We start from the raw sequence: 25,193 nt of genomic DNA, 5'->3' as shown, positions 1-25,193 counted from the left end.
ACGATAGCTACTTTCAATTGTATGATGTGGAATGTGATTTCCCATCAGTCTTAAGAATTATTTTTAAAAATAAAAAGACGTACTTTTTACTCGTACGTCTTTAGTACCTTTATTTTATAAATAAAGGTACTTTAGTTAGCTAAAATACTTTTCAAAACAAAAACAATCATGAACTCGTTTAAATTGATTTCTTATCTCTTCTTTATTTTCACCTGTATAATGAGCAAATGTTTGAACTGGAAATAGCTGATTTATATTACTTTTCATTACACCTTTGATCTCGTCTGTATGATCGGAGTATACGTGTAAATATGAATCTACGTTTACAAATCCGTTCTTTTCATACCATCCATGTACCCATAGGTTGTCCCTAGTCCATGCTTCAAATCGATTTAGGTTAAGTTCTTTCGCTAACTGCTCTGCCTCATTTAATAGTTGATTAGCAATCTTCATTCTACGGAAATCCGGATGAACTGCAATATGCCAAATCATACCGCCAAGACCAGTTCCTCTTGAACAAACTGTACGTTCTTCTAATTCATATTCGATATCTATTAAACCCACAATTTGATTTTCATATACAGCTACTAATTCAATAGCAGGATGTTCATATTTTTCCTTTTCTCTAAATACGTTATCGTAATATGCTGTATCTAAAAAAGATAACACACGACAACGAAGCCATCCTGTTTCATCCGATTTTTTATACGCTCTAATTTCTATATCCATATAATTAAAAAGCTCCTTCTATTTCTGTCATTAATTTTTCGGGTCCTGCTCCTTTATTTGATGGAATAACTAATGTAATTCCTAAGCCTGGATATACGGCCGAACGAAAACTGACGCCAGGATCATATCCCATTACATGAAATTTAAATATCTTGTTTTCTCTTGTTTCAATCCATATTCCATAGCCGTAAGATTGATTATTATTTACTTGGATATGAGGAGTTAAAAGTATTTTTGTATATTCTCGGCTTATGATTTCATAGTTAAATAACGCTTCCCAAAACTTCAGCATGTCTGGCGCAGTAATAAAAGCTCCACCATCAGAACCACCTTTTATCGGAATAGAGTAAGCATTTGTTCTCCAAGTCTGGCTAATTTCATCTTGTATATATCCGAGAGCTGTGTGTCTTGGTAATCTATCTAAAGAGAAATAGCCAGAATCATTCATATCGATTGGTTTAAATATGTTTTTTTCTATATACTCCGTAAATTTAAGCCCTGTCTGTTCTTCGATTATTAATCCAAGTATGATAAACCCTGCATTGTTGTAGTGAAACTTACTTCCTGGTGCAAACTTCATATCTCTGTCTTGAAATAGTGGTAAAAAGTCTTTTAAACTTTTTAAAAGATACATAGGAGTTTCTTTCCAAAGCTCCTCAAAGTTATCCATAATACTTTCATCAAAATAATCCGGAATACCCGAACTATGTGTCAGAAGATGATGTATTGTAATATCTTCATTAAAATTTGGAAATTTAATACTTAAACAATCTTTTAACTTTGTATGAAAAGTAATTACACCTTTTTCAACAAGTTGACAGATACCGATGGCAGTGAATATTTTACAACCGGAGGCAATTCCGAACTTTGTTTGTAGCATATTGTTTATACATTCATTTCGATTTGCGTAACCAAACGCCTCTTCATAGGCTATGCCTTTTTCTTCTTTCACTAAAATTACCCCAGAGAAATCTATATGCCGCTGCATTTCTTTTACAATACTGTCTATTCGATCTTTTGTTTTCATTACAAAAACCACCCTCGTTTATCAATATTGTTCACCCTTCGTATATTTCCATATATAGGAGGGTGAACCCTCCTATTGAATACCGTAAATCAAAACCAAGAGAACTATTTTGAATTAATTGACTCAGAGGAATGCACTTTAAAATATGAGGGCAATAAAGTAAATACACACAATATGATAGTTACAAGTAGCATTACCAATGACCCTACGATAACGACAAGTTGTATAGAAATAAATTGAGTGGCAACTCCGAATAGAATCGTAATTAAAATGGTGATGCCCGCAATCACAAGCCCATATATACTCCCAATCCGTCCCATGATATGGACAGGGACATTATTTTGATAAAAGGTGTTAAATCCTGTATTTGCATACGCCATAGAGAAAGATAAAATAAAGAATCCGATAGCAGCCATTAAAAACTCATTTGAAAAAGCATAAATTAAATAACCGATTGCAATGAATAACGATCCTATTCCAATTAAAAATGAAGGTGTTAATTTTTTTGATAAAATTGTATTTGTTATGGCTCCTAAAATAAACCCAGCTCCAGCGATACTAACTAAAAAGCCATATTCACTATCTGTTAACAATAAAACTTCTTTCGCAAATGATAATTCAAGTGAATCATTTGCGGCAACTAATACCATCATCCCTTGAAATAAGAAGTACACAAAAACGATATATAAAGATTTTTTACTGAAATTTAAAACGATGTTCCAATCTTTTTTTATTATAGCTAAAGATAACTTGACATTTGACGTATTAATATCGGATTTTTTATCAAGATTAGGTAACAGCAATGTAATTACTCCTGATACGAGAAATGCTATAGCATTCATATATATAGCAAACTCTGGTGTACTTGCTATTAACAATACTCCCGCTATCGCTGGACCAATTACAGAAGCACCAGACCCTATTAAACTACGTAATGAGTTGAAACGTTGTCTATGTTCAACTGGTATTAATTTCGTCATATACGTCATCGCAGTTGGTTCATAAATCGCATTGGCCATACTAATAAAGAATACGAATACATAAACCATCCAAAGTGACGGAAGTAAAGGTAAAATAGCGATAAATACCGCGCGATATATATCGAGGTGAATCATTAATTTCCGCTTATTTAAACGATCAATCATACTTCCTGACCAAGCATTTGTAAATAAAGCAGCTAATGGGTTAATTACATATAAAGTAGCAACAGCTAAGGCTGAGCCTCCCATGTGATAGACAAGTACATTCAGTGCTATTAAGTATATCCATGCCCCTAAATTCGCAATACCAACGCCAGACAGTAGTAATAATGGATATTTCCAATCTTTAAGTAAGTTTTTCATTTTAGGCCCCCGCTTTCCAAATTGTTTTAAAACAATAAAAAAATCCCACCCCCAAGACTTTTAGTCTTAGGGACGAGATTTATCATCGCGGTGCCACCCTAGTTTGTTAATATGTCGCCATATTAACCTTATCAGGTACTGCATTCTAGTTCATGCTTATACCATAGCTCTATAACGGGAGCTCCCGTCACACCATCCCCGAATAATAGGTTCCGATGCGCAGCTCAGAGGCTTGGTTCAATAAAGAATTTTTGCTCCTTTTCAGCTAAATGGAGCTCTCTGTGAAAAATTCATTTTATTTACTCTTCTCTTCATTGCATTTGATTTTTTCCATATTATCACAAATTATTTTGACTGTAAATAAAAAATAATCAGATATTTGATGATACATCACTGTTAATTCTCTTATTTATTATTTTTTATAAAAATTACGGTGCGTGAAATTATTTAAATCTTTTAAAAAAGAACCTACTGTATATAGGCCCTTCAAATTGTCTTAATTAATTTGTATTCGCTTCTGCTAACGGTTGTAATGGTGGTTCTAAGTCTAGTTGTAACGCATCTCCTTCTTGTATCGCTTGCCCCTTTTCAATGCTTTGTTTTGTTACATAGCCCGTACCTGTAGTTTTTAAATCTAATTTTAATAGTTTAGAAAAATACATAACATCACGCATGGACCACCCTTGTAAATTTGGCATTTTTGCGTTATTTCCTAATAAAAATATACGATCTCCTTCACTCATTACTTCGCCAGACTGGGGATATTGTTTTATTATTTTTCCTTCTCCTAAAATTACCGGTTGGAGCTTCTCTTTTTTTACACTATTCTCTACTGTATCCATTGATTGATTGACATATTTTTTTACTTTTAATTGGGATCGTTTCGTTGCATCTGCCATTTGTTTTTCCGTGTATGGTTTCACCTTTAAATATTCAAGGCTATTTTTCACAACTGGTTTAAATATTTCAGCAAGTGGCTGAGCTCCATACTCGTCTCCCTTTAACTTTGGCTGCTTAATAGCTAAGTATACAATTAACTCTGGGTCATCAATCGGAGCCATTCCTAAAAATGAAAAAATATAATTTTCTTTCCCTTCCATATAACGTCCATTTTCAGGATTCGGAATTTGTGCTGTTCCTGTCTTACCTCCTATTGGATAACCATCCACTTTATACATTGTACCGGTACCTTTTGAAGATGTAATAACACGCTCCATTAAGTTCCTTACCTTGTCCGCTGTCTCTTTTTTTATCGGATTTCCAGTTTCTTTCGGTTGATTTTCCATAATAACTTGTTTGTTTGTTGGATTTACAACTTTGTCAACGATATATGGTTGCATCATTTTCCCGTCATTAGCTATAGCAGTAGCCGCTTGGATTAATTGAATCGGAGTTACTGTAGAACCTTGCCCGAAAGAAGTTGTAACTTGTTGAATTTGTGTATTTAATAATAAAGTATTTTTACTTTCACCAGGTAAATCTATTCCGGTTTTTTGGTTGAATCCAAATTTATTCATATATTGCTTAAATTTATCTGGTTTCAATAACTGATCTTCTAAAATAGAAAAAGCTACGTTTGATGATCTTTCAAACCCTTCATCAAATGTAATAGATCCCCATCCAAATCCACCATTATGATCTTTAATATCAGATGAACCAACGGAATATTTTCCGGATTGAAAATATTCTTTCCCATTATATACACCTTCATTAATTGCAGCAGCTAGCGTAAATATTTTCATTGTTGAACCTGGTTCGTATGCATTTGCGATTGGATCATTTAAAAAATATTCGATATCGCCTTTATTAGGATTAAAACTAGGTTTACTAGACATTGCTAAAACTTTCCCTGTCTTTGGATCCGCTATGATTCCTACTAACATAGAAGGATCATAGTGCTCTTGTGCCTTATTCATCGCTTCTTCTAAAAAACTATTAATTTGTTTATCAAGAGTAAGGTACACGTTATTTCCATTTTTAGCTGGTTCTATTTTTCCTATATCATTTGTAAGAGGGATGCCTCTTCGTGCTCCCACATATTCTATTTTCCCATTTGTCGAGCGCAAATATTTATCCAGACTCTTTTCAAGTCCGAATTTCCCTTCTGTATTTCCTTTATCGTCAGGTCTAGCAAAACCAAGAATATAAGATGCAAAATCTTCATTTGGATACACTCTTGCTTTCTCTGGCATAAAAGAAACACCCGGAATTTTCATTTTCCCGATTTGTTCTTTCAATTCTCTAGATAAATTCCGACCAACTTTTCCGATTTCAACTTGCGTACGTCCATCATGAAAATTTTTTAATACATCCTCTTTATCAATTTCAAGCGCATCAGCTAATTGCCCTGCGGTTTCATCTTTATTTTTCACTTTATCTTCACCTTTTAAATTTACAACAACACGATACGTTGTGGAATCTTGTACTAACACCTTTCCAGCTTGATCATATATTGTGCCACGATTTGCTTCCAAAACACCATTTTTATTATGTTGTTCAGTTGCAAGATCCTTGACGTTCACATTATGCACGACCCCTACTGCTTGAATATAAAATATACGCAAAATCATAGTAAAAAATAAAATAATAAAAGCAACCATAAAATACCGCGCGCCTTTATTCGTTTGAAGTTTATGCATATTTATCTCCTTTCTTTCACAATTAATTACGGCAAAAGTGTGCTAGAAATTATGTAGTTTTTGCTTTCAATACTATATGTTTCGAACTTTTCCTTTTAATTCCTTTAAATCGTTCTGAAAGTAGTTATTGTTTCTGTTTTTATTTTTGTATTTACAGTACGGTGCGTGAAATTTACGAATATTCCATCACATGATAATTAACTTATAATAAACTTACAAATTTAATAGGTGCTAACTCAGCTGTTCTTTCGCCACTCATTTAATGCATATGTCCTCTTCTTATGCACAATAAAAAAGTTCCCCTTTGGATTTCCAAAGGGGAACTTTTAAACAAACTTACAAATAGTTATTTATAAGAATTAAGCTATATGATTATATTTCGCTAAAAAAGGAATTCGTTTTGCTACCAATGCGTACATTTTAAATACAAGTTTCGTTATCGGTTCAAATATACGTGTACTTTGCACTACTAAACCGCTCGTAATAAATGTTAAGAAAGCTGCACCAAGTATATCTAGAGGATAATGAACTCCTACGTACATACGTGATACACCAACTAATACTGCCCAAATAAGAGCGACATATTTAAGTTTTTCTCCTCTAAGTAAAAATACAAATGCAATGGAAAATACAAGTACAGAATGATCACTAACAAATGATGAGTCTGCTGCATGTGGCACTAATTGATGTACATCATGTGATACAAACGGACGTGGATGGTAATATACTGCATGTATCACAACATTTACTAGTAATGCGATAATAACTGAAAGTGTCGTATATAACACTGTGTATTGTTTTTTAATGGCATTGACTTTCTTTCCATTATTAAACCATAAGATAAACATAAACAAAATTGCTACATATACAGCACTATTTGTAATAGCAATCATTAGCGTATCTAGTAGTTTGGACGATCCAGCAAAATTATTAAACCATTGAAATACTGTGTAATTCATAATACTCTCTCCTTAAATAAAAGCGTTCTTGATTTACACAGTATACAACATCAATATGAAAATGGACTTAAACTTTTCTCATCTAATTCTCATTTTACTAGTACTCATTTGACAATATTAAGACTATTTATAACGGCTAATTATGTATAAAGCTGAAAAACCTTTAAAACAAGACGAATTACATACTTTTCATATACAGAATACATAACATAGTTATGTAAATATACTAGTTGCGAAATCATTTTTATTACATACGAAGTGCGATATTACCAAATTGTTCTCCTTGTTCCATACGATTTAACGCCTGAATGGCTTCTTCTAATGAATATACTTTATCAATAATTGGTTTAATTTTATGTTTCTCTATAAACTTAACCATTTCATGAAATTCCTCACGGCTACCCATAGATGTTCCCATTATATCGATTTGATTATAAAATAATGCTCGTAATGGTAATTCAATTTTATCTCCTGAGCTTGCACCAAAATTAACAATTCTCCCATTTGGTTTTAATACATCAAAGTATTTTAAGAATGTTGCTGGACCTATACTATCAATTATTAAATCTACTTTCTTTCCGCTTAAACTCTCTTCCCAATTTCCAGAACTATTAAAAGAAAAGTCTGCGCCGTATGTTTCGGCAAACTTTCTTTTACTCTCTACTCTTGAAGTAACACTTACTTTTGCACCAATTGCTTTTGCAAATAACATGGCAAATGTCGCTACACCGCCGCCTATCCCCGGAATTAAAACATGTTCTCCACACTTTAATCTACCCTTTGTAAAAAGCGCTCTATATGCAGTTAGTGCCGATAAAGATAAAACCCCAGACTCTTCCCAAGTAAGATATGACGGTTTTGCCACTACATTTTCAGCTGGCACAATAACATATTCTGCAAACGTTCCATCTTTCGGTCCACCTAACACCTCTGGTAACTCAGGTATTTCAGCAATATTATCCCATCCAATACTAGGATTAATAATAACCTCGGTTTGCAATAAAGCACCTGAAACCCCTTCTCCAATTTCCATAACAATACCTGCACCATCTGATCCTAGAACTAACGGTAATTGCATTTCTTTTCTATTATTCATTATAAATAAATCACGATGATTTAAGCCGGCTGATTTTAATTTCACTTTCACTTCTCCAGCATTGGGTGTTATCTCTGGTAATACTTTATATTCTACCCCTTCAAATCCAGATTTATATTGTTGTACGATAGCTTTCATTATTATTCCCCCTTTATAATTCTAATGTACTAGAAAGTTCGAAATAAACAAAATAATTTGACCGTAAAAAAGAAGGAATGCACAAAATATCCCTTCTTTCCGAATTATTTAAGTGAAACGGTAGGCAGTGTAATCGTAACGATTGTTCCTTTGCCTTCTTTGCTCTCTATTTGAATCGTTCCATTGTATTTCTCTACAAGTCGTTTTGCAATAGACAATCCTAGACCGTTTCCACCCTGTTTTCGACTTCTTGCTTTGTCCACACGATAAAAACGGTTAAGAACAAAAGGTAAATCAGCATCGGGTATTCCCGCTCCACGATCTATGATACGAATTTTAACTTTCCCTGATTGTACACTAGATTCAATACAAATATATTTATTAACTTCTTTTGTATATTTCACTGCGTTATCCATTACGATAATAATAATTTGTTCTAAGTAAGATGACGGTATTGAGACATATGCCGCATCTCCATCCAGTTTCATATCAAATTGAAATTCAGTTTGAAGTACAGCAAAATTTTGTGTAACTTGTTTTAATATGTTATTTACATGGACTGGCTCAGCTGCGATTGGATGCATCTGTTCTGATTCAGCTCTTGACAGTTCTAGTAATTCTAAAACTAACTTATTTAAACGATTAACTTCCTTTAAACTGGATTGAAGCGATTTATCTAAAACTGCTGGATCATTTTTCCCCCACCGATTTAACATCGATAAGTGTCCTTGAATAATTGTTAATGGAGTTCTCAGTTCATGGGATGCATCTTCCACAAACTGTTTCTGTTGTGTAAAAGAAGTTTCTACCTCATCCATCAGTTCATTAAAAAGAAACGATAATTTTGCAAGTTCATCATTATTTTCACGTACTGGAACCCGTTCATTTAGTCCATTTTTCTTAATACGTTTCATCGTATCCGTTATATTTTGAACACTTGATAATAGTTTTTTTGTGATTAATAGTCCACCTAAAAAACTAAAGATTAATCCACATATTCCGGCACTAACCATTACCACTAGAATAATTTTTAATAAATGATCGAAAGCCTCTAAGTTTTTCGTAAGTTCAATAGTACCCGTGAAGTCTTTTGTTTGAATTGGTATACGCTTAACTAATATGCGATCTTCTAGATGCCTTTTTATAAATAATTCCTCTTGTGTAACTTGTTTCGGTTTTATCCATGTTTCATTAAAATCTCGTGAAACAGTAACAATTGTTTTCCCGTCCATACCGATAATACGAATCATTTGATGTTTATCAATCATATTGTTTAAGAAACCTTTACTGTTTTCAAACGTTTTACTCGACAAGGTATCATTTTTATCTTGGAAATAGGCCGCTATTTCTGTCACTTGTCTATTTATTTGTTTCTGTTCATAGTCTATAGTCCACTTATTAATTACTATAAACTGCAGAGCGCTATATAAAATGAATAAAATAAATACTAGAGTAGTGGACCAAAGTGTTAATTTCCATTTTATAGGTAGATTTCGAATTCGATGCACAATATTTTTAATCATTTCATTATATATCCAGCACCGCGGACCGTTTGGATATATTCCTCCTTATCCACACTATGTAACTTGTTACGTAAATAACGAACATATACATCTACAATATTTGTCTCAACCAATGCATCATATCCCCATACTTGATCCAATAAAACATCACGGGTAAGTACTCTATTAATATTTTTCATAAACATCAGTAATAGTTCAAATTCTTTATTTGTTAATTCGATTTCTTCATTTCCTTTCGTAATCGTTCGCGATTCAATCTGGAGCTGTAAATCTTTGAACGTAAGAGATGAAACATGTTTGTTTTCTATATGTTCTTCTCGTCTAAATATAACTCTCATACGTGCTAACAACTCTTCAATTGCAAATGGTTTCGGAAGATAATCATCAGCTCCGCTATCTAATCCTGTCACGCGGTCCATAATACTATCGCGTGCAGTCAGCATAATAATAGGTGTATTTTTAGTTGCCCTTAATCTACGACACACTTCTAGTCCATTTAATCCAGGTAGCATTAAATCAAGTAAAATAAGATCATAATTTGTTTCAAGTGCGGCCTCTAATCCCTTTCTTCCATCAAACTGTATGTCTACTTTATATCCTTCATACTTTAATTCTAATTCTAAAAAATCAGCTAAACTTTCCTCATCCTCAATAATTAATATGTGTTGCAACAGTAATTCCTCCTATACAGTTAAATGAATGAGTAATCCTATCCCAAATATAATTGCAATGATTTGATGTGCTTTTCTATACAATATCAAGTTTGTTTTTTTATTATGTTTCTGTAAGAAAAACCCGACCACTCCTAGTATGATTAAAATGAAAAGAGAGAATATGCCACTATAAAATATAAGTATATGCCGACTTCCTTTTAATAAAAAATAAATGCCGTGAGTAATTGATACAGCTAATACAGTATATCCAATTAATACGTGAAACTTTTTAATGAAAAGATATACATCCTTTATCAATTTAAACCCAATTATATTTTTCTTTTTTAAAAATAGCCATACATGACGTAAAATCCATAACGATGCAGCTAACATTGCCCCGTATTCACCTAAAGAACCTAATTTCTTATTTAACCATTTTACATTTAATGCGTTGCCGTATATTACATTAATAAATAACAATGCTATACTACAAAAAATAATAGTAACGCCTATAATTTTAACATGCAAATGAAAATATTTATTTCTTAGTAGCTTCTCCAACTCATTCAAGCTCCTTCCTTATAAACCTTCTGTAACAAGCAGAATATCAAATTAAAAAGAAAGGAACATGAGAGAAAGATTAAAATAAAATGAGAATTTCGAGGTCACTTATATTTTCTAGTAATCATTTCTAGTTAATTTTATTATATTTTGAATAAACGGCGCTTTTGCATTTGTATATGAAACTCGATCAAAAGGATATGTAGCTGCGAGTTTCTCTTTTAATTCTCTATATTCATTACGTGCCCATTCATGTTTTGTTAGAAAATCTCGAAATAAAAGATTGTTTTTCCATTCGTCACTATTTAAAATTAAACATGCAGATGATGAGTACCCGCTCTCCATTTTCCCTTTCTAAAAAAACGCCAATTAGGTGCTTCTTTTGGAAAATACTCATATCCAATTTTTAATAGCGCTTCAATCTACTTTTCGGTAATTTGCAAATCCGTTACACCAATCATCATATCTATTAGAGGTTTCGCTCCTAATCCCTCTACGGATGTACTTCCTATATGTTCAACAGCAATACAATCTTCTCCGAATAACGAAATAAATTTCTTTTTTTCTATTACATACTCTTCATGCCAGTCATTTTGATATGGTTTAATAACGATTTGTTGTTCCATTTTATCCACCTTCTTATAATTATTTATTATTATATTTATAAAATTTCATGTGGTTAACATAGGATTTTTACAAAATATGTCGAATACTGAAATATACAACATAATTATAATAAATGTGAGGTATATTATGAAAGCTAATCCAGTTGAAATTCAGTTGAATCAAATAACATTCCAATTAAAAGAACATCATAATTTTGATTGGCTTACGAAATTAGGAACCGTATTTGCGGTTTTTGACCAGCAAGATTCAGGTAATCTATCTTTCGGTGTAGAAAAAAATGGGCATAAAAAATTTATTAAATATGCAGGAGTAAATACAATTGCATATAACGACAAGATCAGTGATGCAATTGATAGTTTAAAAAATTCAGTTTCCCTATACGAGGCATTAAAGCATGATGTGCTTATAAAACTAATTGAACATTTTCCAGTTCAATCTGGATATGTATTAATTTTCGATTGGTTTGATGGTGAATGTCTTCATTCGCATTGGAGTTTCCCGCCTCCTGAAAAATATACTAATCCAAGCTCTCCATTTTATAAATTTAAGCATTTATCAGTTATGGAACGAATTCAATCATTACATTCCATTTTTTCTTTCCATACATTTGTCGAAAAGAAAAACTATGTAGCAATAGATTTTTATGACGGTAGTATTTTATATAATTTTCATACAAATGAGACGAAGATTTGTGATATTGATTTATATTCCCAAAAACCATACGTAAATAAAATGGGAAGATTATGGGGTTCCTCGCGTTTTATGTCTCCTGAAGAATTCGAGCTAAATGCTATAATTGATGCAAGAACAAATGTATTTAATATGGGGGCAATGGCATTTACTCTCTTGGGTGGTGGAAAAGATCGCGCCTTTACAAAATGGGAAGCAAGTAAAGATTTATATGAAATAGCGTATCGTGCTGTAAATGAAAACCGAATTGAACGATATGCATCAATTGAAGAATTTTATGAAGAGTGGCTAAACGTGGCAAATGCTGAAAAGATATAAACCTATATTATTTAAACAAATATATAGTTTATACTAATATCATGTATAATATATATGAAAAGGAAATTCAAAATAATGGGGCAAATATTATGGACTTTGTTTATATTAATCAAAACGTATTAAATAATCTTCTTTACATTTTAAGTAGTATATTTATTTTTTATTTTATATATGATAGCGGTCGTTATTTGAAGAAATATAAAAAACTACTTATTATACTTTGTACGAGTGTCCCTCTTATTTTATGTATGCGCTATCCTATTTATATGGATGAAAGTTGTATTCATGATTTAAGACAAATACCGGTTATAATAGGTACACTTTATGGTGGCTTCCCTGTCGGTATAACATTGTTTGCTATTTTATTAATTACAAGGTTTTCATTTTATGGATTTAGCATGTTAACAATACTAGTTTATGGCACAATGTTTATCATTACAGCGGTCGCATCCACAAAATTTAATAAGTATAATAGAAAAATTAAAGTAGCTTATGGAATGTTTTTAACATTTTTTCTAGCGATATTTACAACTGTAATTGTATTAACTTTATCAGATTTTGAAGTGAATAATTTATACATTATTTATTTCATCATACTACCAACTTTTTTGATGTTATTTGTCATTTATTTTAATGAAGTTTTAAAAGACGCCGTATGTATGCGATCGAAGTTAATAAAAATGGAAAAAATGGAGATAGTTAGCCAACTCGCTGCTAGTATATCGCACGAGGTAAGAAATCCCTTAACTGTCGTAAAAGGATTTACTCAACTTTTAAAAACACCAAATTTAACTCCAGAATCAAGAGACGAGTATATTGAACATATACTTGAAGAGTTACATCGCGCCCAGGGAATTATTGATGATTATTTAACGTTTGCCAAACCTGCTTCAGAAAAATTAGATCATATTTCAGTAGAACAAGAGTTAAATCGAGTTTTAAATATGATCTTACCATTATGTAATATGAATACAATACATATTACAAAAGATTTCTCTAAGGCAACAATAGTTGGTAATAAACAGCACTTTCAACAATGTTTTTTAAACTTAATAAAAAATGGTATTGAAGCAATGCCTAATGGTGGTACTTTAAATATCTCCTCCTCTATTAGTAATAATAAAGTTATTATACGAATTGAGGATAGCGGAATTGGTATGTCACAAGAGCAAATAAATCGATTTGGCGAACCATATTTTAGTACAAAAACGAAGGGTACAGGTTTAGGTACAATGGTTGCTGTTAAGATCATCGAAACGATGCAAGGTAGTTTAAAAATCCGAAGCGTTATTAATAAAGGTACAACTTTGGCAATTACATTCCCAAAATGGAATACGAACCCATCTGAAAACAAATAAAAAAGGAGCATAAATGCTCCTTTTTTATTTGTTTCGATACATAAGTATCTTCTATGTTTTTTAAGTTTACATGTGTGGAGACTAATTAGAAATTAGTACCCTCCGCCCCAGCAGCTGCATCCAACGATAATTAATAAAATAAATAACACAACTAATAAAGCGAAACCTCCACCAAAACCACAAGAACCACCGTAACTCATACTTTCTCCTCCTTTTGGTTTGAAAACTAATAGGTCGTTGATCATTTTAACTGGTTCGTATTATACATTATGTAAATACCCTTTTTTTGAGCATGTCTACATAAAAATAAGTAAAAGCACTCATTTGAGAGTGCTTTAAAATGGATACCAAAAGTTTTGAAATACATGTAACTTTAAATATACTGCTACAATTAATATAAAAGCACCCACAAATAAAGCAATGAAATCCCCACTTTTCACTTTATTTGTATAAAACCACGTTCGTTTATCCTTTTTTCCAAATCCTCTTAAATCCATTGCATTTGAAACTGTATCGATTCTCTCTAAAGAATGAATAATTAAAGGCCAGAAAATTAAGACACGGTTTTTCATACGAATCCATAAACTTGCTTCTCCTTTTTCAAAAGCTACTCCCCTCGCCTCTTGTGCATGTTTAATAACTTTATATTCGGACTGAATATCAGGTATATAACGTAACGCAATATTTATTGCATAGGTTATCTTATAATGAATTCGAAATTTACTTAAGCTACTCACAAATTCACTTGGATCAGTCGTATAAATAAAAATAAGTGTAAATGGTAATAACGTAAAATATTTTAATGAAAGTGTAGCTGCATAAAATAATGTTTCATAAGTAATTGTCGCATATCCGATATGTAAAAAAGAAGTATATGATTCAGTTAATTCAGATCCATGGGTTGGTGTAATAAATAAAATCATGAGAGAATTTAATAAACTAAATGTAAATATAACACTAAAAACAATGAAAATTTTACGAAATGGAATTTTTGCAATTAAAATTCCGATACAGCCAATCATAAATACAATAAACAATATGCGAAAATCAAAAAACAAAAAAGTAAACGTCATACAAAAAATAAATAACAACAATTTCACTGCTCCATCCATACGATGAAAGTATGTACTATACATTTTCCTCCCTCCTAGTAACCTCAAAATAAAGTTCTATAAACCTTTCAGGGTATGCAACCCCACTAAATTTAACTAGCTTGAATAAAGAACTTTCCCTAAGTTTCGCTCTTTGTAACGTTTCTGAATGTCCTAATACGATAGACGAGGTATTATTCGCAATAATTTCCCCTTCATGTAAAACAATTGCTCTGTCTGCATATTCTAATGCGAGATTCATATCGTGTGTGATAAGAATAAAAGATATTCCCTTTGCAGCTAGTTTTTTAATAAACGACATAAACTGTTTATAATGATAATAATCTTGTCCCGCTGTCGGTTCATCTAAAATGATCAGTTTCGGATTTGTTGTTAGTACAGATGCGATCGTTACTCTCTTTTTTTGTCCATAACTTAATGCCTGGATTGGCCAGTTTCTAAATGGATACAAACCACAAATTTTTAACGTTTCTTCCGTTCTAAGCTTAATTTCTTCCTTTGAAACCTTTTTTAATTTTAATGTGAATGAAACCTCTTCTATAACAGTAGGTTGCGTAATCATATGATTTGGATTTTGCATCACATAAGATATGACTTCACCACGTTTACGAATAGACCAAGAATTAATATTTACCCCGTCAAATATAATCCTATCATTTTTTGTTTTGTTTATACCTATAAGACTATGAGCTAATGTTGATTTTCCAGCTCCATTATGACCTAAAAGTGCTATAATTTCCCCTTCTTTTATTGAGAAATTTACATTGTCTAATACTTTTTGTTTATTAGGATAGGAGAACGACAAATTTTCTACTTTCAATAATTCTTTGTCTGTAGGAGTGCTTTTACAAAAAATTTGCTTCTCCATCCACTCATTTATTGCGCTACTTACACTTTCTCTTTGAAGATTTTCAAGTGGATATATTACGGCATTATTACTATCAAAAGGTAATCTCTTTAATCCTTCTATGTACATAGGTTCTCTTAAGCCGATAGATGGTAATATATTTGACGTTAAAATCTCTTCTGGAGTGCCTATCGCAACAATTTCCCCTTCATCCATTAAAATGATTTTATCTAAATCCAGATTTAACATTTCTTCTATTCGGTGTTCAATAATTACAATTGTTTTATTATATTGTTTGTGTATATCTTTAATAAGTTCTATTGTATGTACGCTACTTACAGGATCTAAATTCGCTAAAGGTTCATCAAATAATAATATATCGGCATTTGTTGTTAACAACCCTGCTAGAGAAACAGTTTGTTTTTGCCCCCCTGATAATACATGTGGACTTTGTTTATGAAAAGAATGCATCTTTACCTTTTTTAATGAGTCTGAAACAATTTTTTTCATAGTGTTTTGATTTACACATTCATTTTCTAAATAAAAAGCTACATCTTCTTCTACTGTAAGACCAATAAATTGAGCATCTTGATCTTGCAAAATTGTTCCTATCTGTTTACTCTGTTCAAAAATACTCCCTTTCCTTGGGTCTTTTCCGGCAATTAAAATATTACCAGTACTAATCCCCCCATAAGAAAACGGGATTAGCCCATTGATACAATGAGCTAACGTTGACTTCCCTGAACCACTACGTCCAGCAATTAATACTTTTTCCCCAGGATATATATGAAAAGTAATGTCTTTTACAGTAGGCTGCGCCGCATGCTCATATTGAAAGCTGAATTGTTCAAAAGAAATAATTGGTTGCATGTTAACATCCCTACTTTTCAATTTTTAAATTTGTATGTTTCTTATTAGACTTAGCTAGACCTATTGTAATCGGCAATCCAAGAACTAAAAATACAATAACATCCGCAATTGTTGCTCCTAATACTTGTATAACAATTTTGTCAAACGGTTCTCCCATCACAATAATATCGAATGCGCCAGCAAATATAATAGCAAAGACAATACCAAGTAACCCAGCGATAGCTAAATAAGAAATATCTCCCTTATTATACGTCCCGTTTTTTACACTAAAGCCAACTCTTTTTTGTATGAGTCCCATTGCAAATCCGATAATGCCTGAACTAATAACCCACCCCCACCAAATACCCCAACCAGCGATTGTATCCGTTACGGTATGACCGATAAGTCCTATTAACAATCCTGCCACTGGACCGAATAGCGCTCCAAAAACAGTTAAAATAGCTAATGCAGGTTTAATAAATGTATTTGGTGCAATAGAAAATCCCCAAAGACCTAATATGCCGTATAATGCTGCTCCAATTCCGATTGCTACTACTAACTTTGTTGATAATTTGTTCATTACAATTCCCCTCTCGTATTAGTCAACTTTTATTACTCTATATTTATTTTGAAAATGAATTATGCATTGACACTCCCTTTCTATACAACAAAAAATGACCTCTTATATAAGAGGTCATTTTCTTTCACGTTCAAGAATCCTCTTATCTTCCAAAAAACACATTGTGTCCTTTGCGGAATTAGCACCTTCCTATAAATTTACATAGGGGTTGCTGAGGTTTCGTAGGGCCGTACCCTCCACCTCTCTGGATAAGTATTAATTTGTAATTCGTATTATGGCACTTATAAGTGTAAATTTCAACACTTTTCTAATTATTTTTATTTTTCGTTTAACGGCACATTTAAATCATTGTATTCTTATCGGAATTATGAAATAATAAATTCAAAATAGTTACGGGAGGAATGTACGATGAAAGTAATCGGTTTAATTGGTGGACTAAGTTGGGAATCTACATCGTTATACTATAAACATATTAATACACTTACACTCTCTCAATACGATCAAAATGCGAAGCTTGTTTTATATAGTATGGACTTTGGTGAAGTAACTACTTTATTACAAAACCATCAATATGAAGAAGTGAAAAACGAGTTAGTCACAGTTGCCAAAAAGGTTGAAAAATCGGGAGCTGAATGTTTATTAATGTGTTCCAATACGGTCCATTTATTTGCTGAAGACGTAGAACAGGCAATATCAATACCGCTCCTTCACATCGGTGATGTAAGTGCAAAGAAAATGGTAGAACAGAATATAAAACGTATTGGACTATTAGGAACGAAACAAACGATGGAACAAGACTTCTATAAATCACGTCTAGCGAATTATAATATTGAGACAATCATTCCAAATAAAGAGGAAAGAAATTTTATTCATCATGTTATTTTAAATGAATTAAGTAAAGGAATTATTTCAGAAACATCTAAAGAAAAGCTATTACAAATTACAAAATCATTAATTCAAAATGGTGCAGAAGGCATATTACTAGGATGTACTGAAATTCCTTTGCTTATTTCTCAAAACGACCTTACTGTACCTGTTTTTGATACTGCTTTTTTACATGCAAATACTGCTGTGCAATTTGCAGGATAATAATATAAAAGCATAAAGGTAGAGCCTCTATGCTTTTATATTATCCACACTATTTATTTAAAAGAGATTTAATAACTGCGATCGCTTCTTTTGAACCACCACATTCTGAAAAACTATCTTTCAGTTTTCGTATACCATGCTTATACTTTTCATTTGAAAGAACGTCTGTTACTGCTTCTTTTAAAGTTTGCACATTAACATACTCTTTCAATAACCTATGTGCTGCTTCTAATTCGGTTAATCTTTGTGCTATCATTGGCTGGTCTTTATCATGTGGAATTATAACAAATGGGACATTAAAATAAATAGCATCGTGTACGCTATTCATGCCGCCATGTGTAATAAAAACATCTGCTTCACTTAATACTTCTGATTGAGGTACGTATGAAGCAATTATAAAATTGTCTGGCGCTTTCTTAATTTTAGAACGATCATTTCTATCACCAATTGCGATTACAACTATCCCATCAAAATCCGAGAAAGTATCAATGCAAGTATTAAAGAATGGTTCGATTCCTTCAAGCAGTGTTCCCATTGAAATATAAATAACTTTCTTATCTTTAAGCGATTCAAGTGGAAATTCAACATTTGTTTTACGCGTTGAAATACTCGGCCCAATAAAAATGTTATTTTCTCCGAACAAATCGCTATTAGGTTGGAAATAACGACTTGTGTACACGAGAGTAACATCTCCCTTGTTATGCATAAATTGAAGATTATTTTTAGGCTTTACTCCAAACTCACTTTCCATTTGATATAGTAACTTTTTAGAAAGTTCATCAGGTCGGAATTGTTTTTTTGCATTAGGATGAAAAGGTAAAGTCTCCAAAAATTCAGTAGGAATTAAAAATATAGGAGAAGAAACTATACCTGGAATTTGTAAATACTCCTTTACTAACTCTCCAGCACCAAATATATCATAAATTACGAAATCAAAATTTATACTTTCACATAATTGTTTCGTAATTTCTAATATAAATAAAGAAGTTTGAACGTGTACATGAAAGAAAGAGTTCAGTCCATCTGAAGTTTCAGTATCAATAGAAATATCCTTTAATAAATCTGAATGGGTATATACAGTAGCTCCCAAATCTTCAATTCTGCCTTTAAAGTGTTCTGTTGTAACATAATGTACGTGATCCCCCCGTTCAGTAAAGGCTTTGACTAAACTTAATGTAGGATTTACATGTCCCTCTGCCGGAAAATTAACCACTAAAATATTTAGCACTTATTTCTCACTCCTTACAATTCAATGATCTTATTAATCATACTGTAATTATTACAGTCAATCTTGCTCTAATAGTCCTAATGTACTTACTACATTAGGTTGATAAATAATTATCAGTTATTAACATAAAAAAGGCATCTACATAAGTAGATGCCTAACCGTGATAAGGAGTGTTCTGTGAGGTTAGAATAAGCATTTCAGCTTGTCCTATGCTATCAATATATGATTTATTTTATAAAACGTGAATAATTAATAGATTAATTTCACACCTAATTTTCAGTCTATTTCTATATTAAAACGTCTCTAGTTTATATACACACTAGAGACGTTTCACAGTATTTAATTTTCTACTTTTGACACTTCCCCAGATAATCGATTGGTTTTCAATTCAAAATAAGCATCTAAAACTTCTTTTCCGATATCAGAGTTAATGCCAGATTTATCATTAATAACCCATGGCACAACTACAGAAAATGCTACTTCCGGATTATCATATGGCGCATATCCTGCTAACGTTAAATTATAACATTCTCTTCTCTCTCCCTTTTCATTCCTTCCAATATCACTTTCTCCACCGTATACTGTCTGTGCTGTCCCTGTTTTACCTGCTGGTTTATACGATGCTTTTTGGAACGCCCTTACTCCTGTTCCATCACCCTCTTGGAATACCTTTCTAAATCCTTCTTTTACTTGATTTATATATTCCTCTTTCATATCAATTTTATTTAAAACGATTGGTTCTACTGCATGCACAACTTTACCAATCTCATCTTTTTGCGACGTTTGCTCTCTTACTTCTTGAACAATTTGTGGCTTCATACGATATCCACCGTTTGCGATTGTTGAAATATACTGTACAAGCTGAAGTGGTGTATATGTATCATATTGTCCAATAGAATAATCTAATAAGAAACCAGGCTGATTATCTTTTTTACCAATTTGTCCAGCTGTTTCATTCGGTAAATCGATACCGGTTGGAACACCTAATCCAAATTGCCTGAAATAATACCTCATTTTATCAAAATACTCCTGTTTAATATTTAATGAACTATTTTTCACATAATCCACACCTGCAATTTTTAATGCTATATTAAACATATACACGTTTGAAGAAACTTGTAGCGCTCTTAGGTCGTCTATATCCCCAAAATTTTTCCAAGACTTCTTCTCCTTAGTACCTTTAAACTTCATAGGTGCATCATAAAAATTAGTACCTGGTGATATCGCTTTCGTTTCAAATCCAGTTAAAACTGTCGCACCTTTCACTGTTGATCCCAGCTCATATGAACTAGTCATTGTACCTAATGCATAGTCTTCAACTTCTGTTTTCCCGTCTTTTTCTACAAGTCTTTTCCCGGCCATTGATAATACTTGTCCGTTTTTCGGATTCATCATTACAACGAAAGCACGGTCCAACATGGATTCTGATCCTTTATATGCCTTTAATATTTTTTCTATACTTTCTTCTACTTTTTTCTGCAGCTCCATATCTATTGTTAAAGTTAAGTTCTTACCGCTCTTTCCCTCAGAAATTGTTTCCGTTCTAATTGTAGTACCTTGTTTATCGGCAACGCTTCTTACTTCTTTTTTTGTACCATGAAGTACATCTTCGTATTGCTGCTCGATGTAACTTTTTCCAATCCTATCATTTCGGCTATAATCACGTACCAAGTAATAATCTAATCGTTCACTTGGTAACCCTTCATCGGAATTAGAAACATTTCCAAGAACGGATCGGAATAATCCATCATTTACATACACTCTCTCCCAATCAACCGATACATCTACACCTGGGAAATTCGCTAAACCTTCACTAATTATAGTAAATTCCTTTTCACTAACATCTTTTTTAATAATTTGAGGAGCCATTTGATAACCAGAAGTCATCTTACTTTTAATAGCTAATACTTTTATATCTTTATCTGTTAATTCCTGAAGATTCTTATCTGTAACTCGTTTTCTTTTTAACTCTTCTATTTTTTTATCTAGATTTTTCCCGGTAATATCTTTATCTTTGAACTTATTTATTTCTTTTTTAGATACTAATTCTTCGGTTAGTGTCGGATTTAATTGCATCCAAAAATCTTTCTTATCCGTCTCAGTTAGTTTATCTATATCTTCTTGTGGCATTTCAATTATGTCTGCAAGTTGTCTTGCAGTTTGTAATATATCTTCTGATTTTACGCCTTTCATCTTCGTGTACGTGATTGTGCGTAAAGATTTATTGTCAACAACTGGATTCCCTTCGCGATCAAATATTTTCCCGCGCGGGACGGAAAGACTCACAGTTGCATTTTCTCTCTTTTTCACTTCATTTTTATAGGTCTCACTATCGATAATTTGTACTTTCCCTAACTTTATAATCATTGTAGAAAACAATAAAAATACACAAAGAAATAAAATATTTAACCGCGTCGGTATTGCTCTACCTGTTTTCCCTTCTTGCTTTTTCACCTTGTCATAATCTCCTCCTTACAGTATTTCTAATAATAATTGAATCTATATATTAAAAATAATGCACATTTTCTATGCATTACTTTGCACAAATATTAATATACCGATAAAAACTTAATAGAAATTAAAACAAAGGTTAAGAAAAGGTAAAGTTTACTAAATTAAATATAAAAATACCCAATGAAAAAAGTTTTTTTCATTGGGTATTTAATCGTTTATTTAAGAGTTAATACTAGAACGTATCGATATACATCTATCATCACAATTTGATAGAGATTCTTTACTCTGAACTTTCGGCAAGTAAATCGTTACTGTTGTACCGACACCAACCTCACTCATAATACTTATATTCCCTTGGTGACTTTCAATAATTTTATAACTTAACATTAATCCAATACCAGTACCTTTTTCTTTCGTACTATAAAAAGGCTCACCTAATCTCTTAATTCTTTCTTCAGGTATTCCTATTCCTTCATCAATTACATGAATAATGACACCATCATCGTTTATTTCTTTTATGTGAATTGTAATCTTTCCACCATTTGGCATAGCTTCGATAGAATTTTGCAAAATATTAATAAATACTTGTTTCAATTGATTTTCTGAGCATTCAATATTTATATCGTTGGATTCTGCATATAATTCGACTTGAATATTTGTCATAATTGCTTTTGTATTCATTAACGATACGACATTTTTATAAATTTGATAAATATTTTTTTGTTCTGTATTCATTTCATCTGTTTTAGCAATTGATAAAAACTCTTGGAGAATCGCTTCTATTCTTTCAATTTCAGAAAGCATAAGATCAAAATATTTTTCTTGATCCTCTTTATTAATTTGGAATAACTGTATAAACCCTTTAATGACTGTTAATGGGTTCCTCACTTCATGAGCAACACCAGCTGCTAATTGACCGATTGCTGCAAGTGTATCTGATTTATTTAGCAATTCTTCTGTCTTTTTCCGTTCTGTAATATCGCGTACAATGATCATAATTTTATCATGTAATAATGGTAAGCATCTAGCTTCAAAGAAATCGACGCTCCCAGTAATTGTAAGTGGATATTCAACAATGACATTCGTTCCTTTTTCCTTCACTTGATGAATTGCCTCCTGGAACTGCTGTGCAACTGGAGATGGTAATACTTCGAAAAACTTTTTCCCCATAAAAGCTTCTGCCGGAACGTAAAACTTTGAAGGGGATCCGGCTTTATAATCTATAATTGTGCCATCATCTTCTGTTAAGAAACATAAATCTGGTAACGCTTTAAAAATCAATTCCAATTCAGACGTTTGTTGTTTTAACTGCTCTTCTATCGCTTTTAAATGTGTAATATCTACACCGACAGCCCAGTAGCTATATCCCGTTACAGGAAACTGTTCTGATATATTGGACCACATGATTGTTTTGGTTTCACCATTTTTACATGTTAAGTGCATTTCCCAATCTCTGAAATTTTTTCCACAAGTTAAAAATTTCGTTTGTATTTGCTGACGATAATTATGATCAGGATACAATAACTGAAGTGCATTTGGATTCCCTATTATTTCTTCGGCCGTATAACCTGTTACAATTTCACACTCCCGATTCCACAAAACAAAATCTCCATTATAATCAAGCGCATCAACCATAACAGGCATGTTTTGTAAAATCGTATGTAGTTCCTCCTCTTTTCTAGAAAGTAACGTGGTATTTTGACTTTGAAATACCTTTGTTGATCCATCAATAATTAGATTTGAAAGCATTTCAAAGTATTTTTGACAATTGAAAATTTCGCTTTTGTTTGACCATACTACAAAAGATCCTAGATGTTGATTGTATAAAAAAATGGGGATTTCAATTTTGGGAAGTTTACATATTTTCGTCTCATTTATTCCAAAAGAAAATATACATTCTTTTTCAGCATCAAGAAGTTGATGTGATATGTTGGTTAATTTATAAAACTGTTCTGCCATGGTTTCTATTGTACTCACATCAATAAGTTCCATTAGCCGCGCATTCATTCCTTTTTCACCTCAATATGTAAAATTAATACAAATTCAAAATTTATACTTCTCCATTATACGAAGAATGTGCGTATAGGTATATAGCTGTAGAATAATTATTCGAACAAATTTTATTTTTCAATTAAAAACCAAAAAAATTTGTATAAAAAATAAACCTTCAATTCATTTGTATTTTGCTCAGCTACACATGGTTTTGATATAAGAGTCATATACACCACTTTTAGTAGTATAAAAATACAAAAAATATAAAGTTCATAAAATTTTCACAATTATTTTGAAAAATATAAACATTTATTCCAGTATATTCTATATAATAAAATGTAATAAGGCTTCTATGAATCTCATAGAATACCTTACCCCTAATAAAAAGAAAAAAGAATCTATGTAGATTCTTTTTTCTTTTTTTATTACATTATATATTTATATAAAGCATGTGCAACACCATGTTCTTCATTTGATAAGGTTTCGTATTGACACATCGCTTTTATTTCTTCGACTGCGTTCCCCATTGCAATTGATATGTTTGCTTTTTCCATCATCGATACATCGTTTAGCCCATCACCTATCGCTACAGTATTTTCAACTGGAATATTCAGATGTTCTGCTAAAGTATATAATCCATTTCCTTTTTGAGCGTCTCGGTGATTAATCTCTAAATTATGCCAATACGAAGATGTAATTGCTAAATCAGTATTATGCAGAAACGCTGCTTTTAACTTTTTTAATTTTTCTATGTCATAAGAAAATGGTAAAAGCTTATGCACATGTATATCAGTTTCTACAATTGGTTTACAACTTTCTGCACTATGAAATGCTGTATGTTCAAGATATAATGCTGCAATCGTTTCTAACTCTTTCAAATCAAAATTTTCTTTTGAATTCTTCACATATTCTATCTCATTACGCACACTCTCTACTCCATAATCTGGTACATATACACCTTTATTAGTATAAAGCTGATAATATAAGCCATTCTCTTCAAGATAGTCTACAATCTCAAGTGCCTGCATATTTTGAATTGGATATCTCTTCATCATTTTTTTATCTTTATATATAAGTGCACCATTTTCCGCGATAATTGGACAATCTAAATTAACTTCTAACAACAATCGTTCAATGTCGACGATAGAACGTCCTGTACAAATTGCAACAACATGACCAGCTTCCTGACATTTTCGAATTGCTTCTGCATTTTCTTTACTAATCATTTTATTCCCCGAAAGAAGAGTTCCATCTAAATCAATTGCGATTAATTTCATTATTTCTTCACCACTTTCTATAAATACACGAGTTCTTATTAAACAAAAGGTATCGTTTTCATACTGATCTCGTGAAGTACTCCTTATTTATAATCTATGAAAAG

At 32.0% G+C, this 25,193-nt stretch carries 20 protein-coding genes, 1 pseudogene, 1 riboswitch and 1 other annotated feature; of the genes and pseudogenes, 3 read left to right on the top strand and 18 right to left on the bottom strand.

Features of this window, described 5'->3' with window-relative positions:
* Positions 1 to 135: 135 nt before the first annotated feature.
* From KZZ19_RS12860 to KZZ19_RS12815, 10 genes and pseudogenes are all read right to left on the bottom strand, one after another.
* Positions 136 to 729, bottom strand: a complete 594-nt coding sequence (locus KZZ19_RS12860) for a GNAT family N-acetyltransferase (protein ID WP_098342116.1) — start codon at positions 727 to 729, stop codon at positions 136 to 138.
* A 4-nt stretch (positions 730 to 733) separates the two neighbouring features.
* The gene (locus KZZ19_RS12855) at positions 734 to 1,756 is read right to left on the bottom strand and encodes a serine hydrolase domain-containing protein (protein ID WP_237980450.1); all 1,023 of its coding nucleotides are present in this window, start codon (positions 1,754 to 1,756) and stop codon (positions 734 to 736) included.
* A 104-nt stretch (positions 1,757 to 1,860) separates the two neighbouring features.
* On the bottom strand, positions 1,861 to 3,099 hold the full coding sequence (locus KZZ19_RS12850; RefSeq protein WP_237980452.1) for an MFS transporter: 1,239 nt from the start codon (positions 3,097 to 3,099) through the stop codon (positions 1,861 to 1,863).
* A 65-nt stretch (positions 3,100 to 3,164) separates the two neighbouring features.
* Positions 3,165 to 3,423, bottom strand: a binding site (T-box leader).
* 176 nt (positions 3,424 to 3,599) lie between these two features.
* The gene (locus KZZ19_RS12845) at positions 3,600 to 5,738 is read right to left on the bottom strand and encodes a penicillin-binding protein (protein ID WP_237980454.1); all 2,139 of its coding nucleotides are present in this window, start codon (positions 5,736 to 5,738) and stop codon (positions 3,600 to 3,602) included.
* 359 nt (positions 5,739 to 6,097) lie between these two features.
* Positions 6,098 to 6,697, bottom strand: a complete 600-nt coding sequence (locus tag KZZ19_RS12840) for an undecaprenyl-diphosphatase (RefSeq protein ID WP_237980456.1) — start codon at positions 6,695 to 6,697, stop codon at positions 6,098 to 6,100.
* Between the two features lie 247 nt (positions 6,698 to 6,944).
* A complete protein-coding gene (locus KZZ19_RS12835; protein ID WP_237980457.1) occupies positions 6,945 to 7,931 on the bottom strand; it encodes a zinc-binding dehydrogenase in 987 nt (328 codons plus the stop codon).
* Between the two features lie 104 nt (positions 7,932 to 8,035).
* Positions 8,036 to 9,454, bottom strand: coding sequence for a HAMP domain-containing sensor histidine kinase (locus KZZ19_RS12830; protein WP_237980459.1), 1,419 nt, complete (start codon positions 9,452 to 9,454; stop codon positions 8,036 to 8,038).
* A complete protein-coding gene (locus tag KZZ19_RS12825; protein ID WP_088096502.1) occupies positions 9,451 to 10,125 on the bottom strand; it encodes a response regulator transcription factor in 675 nt (224 codons plus the stop codon). The genes KZZ19_RS12830 and KZZ19_RS12825 overlap by 4 nt, the downstream gene beginning before the upstream one ends.
* A gap of 12 nt (positions 10,126 to 10,137) precedes the next feature.
* Positions 10,138 to 10,668 (bottom strand): hypothetical protein, encoded by a 531-nt coding sequence (locus KZZ19_RS12820; RefSeq protein WP_237980461.1) that lies wholly within the window; start codon positions 10,666 to 10,668, stop codon positions 10,138 to 10,140.
* Between the two features lie 117 nt (positions 10,669 to 10,785).
* Positions 10,786 to 11,294 (bottom strand): annotated as a pseudogene (locus tag KZZ19_RS12815) (GrpB family protein).
* 127 nt (positions 11,295 to 11,421) lie between these two features.
* Here KZZ19_RS12815 and KZZ19_RS12810 point away from each other — a divergent pair.
* Together KZZ19_RS12810 and KZZ19_RS12805 are read left to right on the top strand one after the other, a co-directional pair.
* Positions 11,422 to 12,303 (top strand): protein kinase domain-containing protein, encoded by an 882-nt coding sequence (locus tag KZZ19_RS12810; RefSeq protein ID WP_237980463.1) that lies wholly within the window; start codon positions 11,422 to 11,424, stop codon positions 12,301 to 12,303.
* Between the two features lie 89 nt (positions 12,304 to 12,392).
* Entirely contained in the window at positions 12,393 to 13,661 is a 1,269-nt protein-coding gene (locus tag KZZ19_RS12805) for a sensor histidine kinase (protein WP_088096498.1), read from the top strand.
* Between the two features lie 92 nt (positions 13,662 to 13,753).
* Here the strand turns inward: KZZ19_RS12805 and KZZ19_RS12800 are convergent, their stop codons facing one another.
* From KZZ19_RS12800 to KZZ19_RS12785, 4 genes are all read right to left on the bottom strand, one after another.
* Complete coding sequence (locus KZZ19_RS12800) at positions 13,754 to 13,861, bottom strand: YjcZ family sporulation protein (protein WP_000120182.1); 108 nt, start codon at positions 13,859 to 13,861, stop codon at positions 13,754 to 13,756.
* A 135-nt stretch (positions 13,862 to 13,996) separates the two neighbouring features.
* Positions 13,997 to 14,797, bottom strand: coding sequence for an energy-coupling factor transporter transmembrane component T family protein (locus KZZ19_RS12795; protein WP_237980465.1), 801 nt, complete (start codon positions 14,795 to 14,797; stop codon positions 13,997 to 13,999).
* Positions 14,790 to 16,490 (bottom strand): ABC transporter ATP-binding protein, encoded by a 1,701-nt coding sequence (locus tag KZZ19_RS12790; RefSeq protein WP_237980468.1) that lies wholly within the window; start codon positions 16,488 to 16,490, stop codon positions 14,790 to 14,792. Before KZZ19_RS12790 ends, KZZ19_RS12795 begins: the two co-directional genes overlap by 8 nt.
* A gap of 10 nt (positions 16,491 to 16,500) precedes the next feature.
* Positions 16,501 to 17,049 carry an ECF-type riboflavin transporter substrate-binding protein gene (locus tag KZZ19_RS12785; protein ID WP_088096495.1) on the bottom strand — a complete coding sequence of 183 codons (549 nt, stop codon included), beginning with the start codon at positions 17,047 to 17,049 and terminating at the stop codon, positions 16,501 to 16,503.
* Positions 17,050 to 17,188: 139 nt separating this feature from the next.
* Positions 17,189 to 17,304: riboswitch (SAM riboswitch) on the bottom strand.
* Positions 17,305 to 17,457: 153 nt separating this feature from the next.
* On the opposite strand from KZZ19_RS12785, the gene KZZ19_RS12780 reads away from it, so the two are divergent.
* Positions 17,458 to 18,138: an aspartate/glutamate racemase family protein gene (locus tag KZZ19_RS12780; protein WP_088096494.1), complete on the top strand. Its 681-nt coding sequence runs from the start codon at positions 17,458 to 17,460 to the stop codon at positions 18,136 to 18,138.
* A gap of 49 nt (positions 18,139 to 18,187) precedes the next feature.
* Here KZZ19_RS12780 and KZZ19_RS12775 read toward each other — a convergent pair whose 3' ends face one another.
* The 4 genes from KZZ19_RS12775 to KZZ19_RS12760 all read right to left on the bottom strand — a co-directional run bounded on the left by KZZ19_RS12775 (position 18,188) and on the right by KZZ19_RS12760 (position 25,089).
* Complete coding sequence (locus KZZ19_RS12775; RefSeq protein ID WP_237980470.1) at positions 18,188 to 19,366, bottom strand: macrolide family glycosyltransferase; 1,179 nt, start codon at positions 19,364 to 19,366, stop codon at positions 18,188 to 18,190.
* Between the two features lie 339 nt (positions 19,367 to 19,705).
* Positions 19,706 to 21,820: a peptidoglycan D,D-transpeptidase FtsI family protein gene (locus KZZ19_RS12770; protein WP_237980472.1), complete on the bottom strand. Its 2,115-nt coding sequence runs from the start codon at positions 21,818 to 21,820 to the stop codon at positions 19,706 to 19,708.
* A gap of 219 nt (positions 21,821 to 22,039) precedes the next feature.
* Positions 22,040 to 23,827, bottom strand: coding sequence for a PAS domain-containing sensor histidine kinase (locus tag KZZ19_RS12765; protein ID WP_237980474.1), 1,788 nt, complete (start codon positions 23,825 to 23,827; stop codon positions 22,040 to 22,042).
* A gap of 410 nt (positions 23,828 to 24,237) precedes the next feature.
* Positions 24,238 to 25,089 (bottom strand): Cof-type HAD-IIB family hydrolase, encoded by an 852-nt coding sequence (locus tag KZZ19_RS12760; protein WP_237980476.1) that lies wholly within the window; start codon positions 25,087 to 25,089, stop codon positions 24,238 to 24,240.
* Positions 25,090 to 25,193: the final 104 nt, after the last annotated feature.

It is taken from the genome of Bacillus thuringiensis, assembly GCF_022095615.2.
Taxonomy (GTDB): Bacteria; Bacillota; Bacilli; order Bacillales; family Bacillaceae_G; genus Bacillus_A; species Bacillus_A cereus_AG.
The sequence above is the reverse complement of the archived record's forward strand: the minus strand, read 5'-3'. Positions and strand labels throughout refer to the sequence as shown.

Excerpts from the sequence above, each read along its gene's own strand:
- KZZ19_RS12785 (WP_088096495.1), bottom strand. The coding sequence starts at position 17,049 with ATGAACAAATTATCAACAAAGTTAGTAGTAGCAATCGGAATTGGAGCA.
- KZZ19_RS12800 (WP_000120182.1), bottom strand. The coding sequence starts at position 13,861 with ATGAGTTACGGTGGTTCTTGTGGTTTTGGTGGAGGTTTCGCTTTATTA.
- KZZ19_RS12835 (WP_237980457.1), bottom strand. The coding sequence starts at position 7,931 with ATGAAAGCTATCGTACAACAATATAAATCTGGATTTGAAGGGGTAGAA.
- KZZ19_RS12840 (WP_237980456.1), bottom strand. The coding sequence starts at position 6,697 with ATGAATTACACAGTATTTCAATGGTTTAATAATTTTGCTGGATCGTCC.
- KZZ19_RS12760 (WP_237980476.1), bottom strand. The coding sequence starts at position 25,089 with ATGAAATTAATCGCAATTGATTTAGATGGAACTCTTCTTTCGGGGAAT.
- KZZ19_RS12810 (WP_237980463.1), top strand. The coding sequence starts at position 11,422 with ATGAAAGCTAATCCAGTTGAAATTCAGTTGAATCAAATAACATTCCAA.
- KZZ19_RS12805 (WP_088096498.1), top strand. The coding sequence starts at position 12,393 with ATGGACTTTGTTTATATTAATCAAAACGTATTAAATAATCTTCTTTAC.
- KZZ19_RS12850 (WP_237980452.1), bottom strand. The coding sequence starts at position 3,099 with ATGAAAAACTTACTTAAAGATTGGAAATATCCATTATTACTACTGTCT.
- KZZ19_RS12855 (WP_237980450.1), bottom strand. The coding sequence starts at position 1,756 with ATGAAAACAAAAGATCGAATAGACAGTATTGTAAAAGAAATGCAGCGG.
- KZZ19_RS12795 (WP_237980465.1), bottom strand. The coding sequence starts at position 14,797 with ATGTATAGTACATACTTTCATCGTATGGATGGAGCAGTGAAATTGTTG.
- KZZ19_RS12830 (WP_237980459.1), bottom strand. The coding sequence starts at position 9,454 with ATGATTAAAAATATTGTGCATCGAATTCGAAATCTACCTATAAAATGG.
- KZZ19_RS12790 (WP_237980468.1), bottom strand. The coding sequence starts at position 16,490 with ATGCAACCAATTATTTCTTTTGAACAATTCAGCTTTCAATATGAGCAT.
- KZZ19_RS12845 (WP_237980454.1), bottom strand. The coding sequence starts at position 5,738 with ATGCATAAACTTCAAACGAATAAAGGCGCGCGGTATTTTATGGTTGCT.
- KZZ19_RS12860 (WP_098342116.1), bottom strand. The coding sequence starts at position 729 with ATGGATATAGAAATTAGAGCGTATAAAAAATCGGATGAAACAGGATGG.
- KZZ19_RS12765 (WP_237980474.1), bottom strand. The coding sequence starts at position 23,827 with ATGAATGCGCGGCTAATGGAACTTATTGATGTGAGTACAATAGAAACC.
- KZZ19_RS12780 (WP_088096494.1), top strand. The coding sequence starts at position 17,458 with ATGAAAGTAATCGGTTTAATTGGTGGACTAAGTTGGGAATCTACATCG.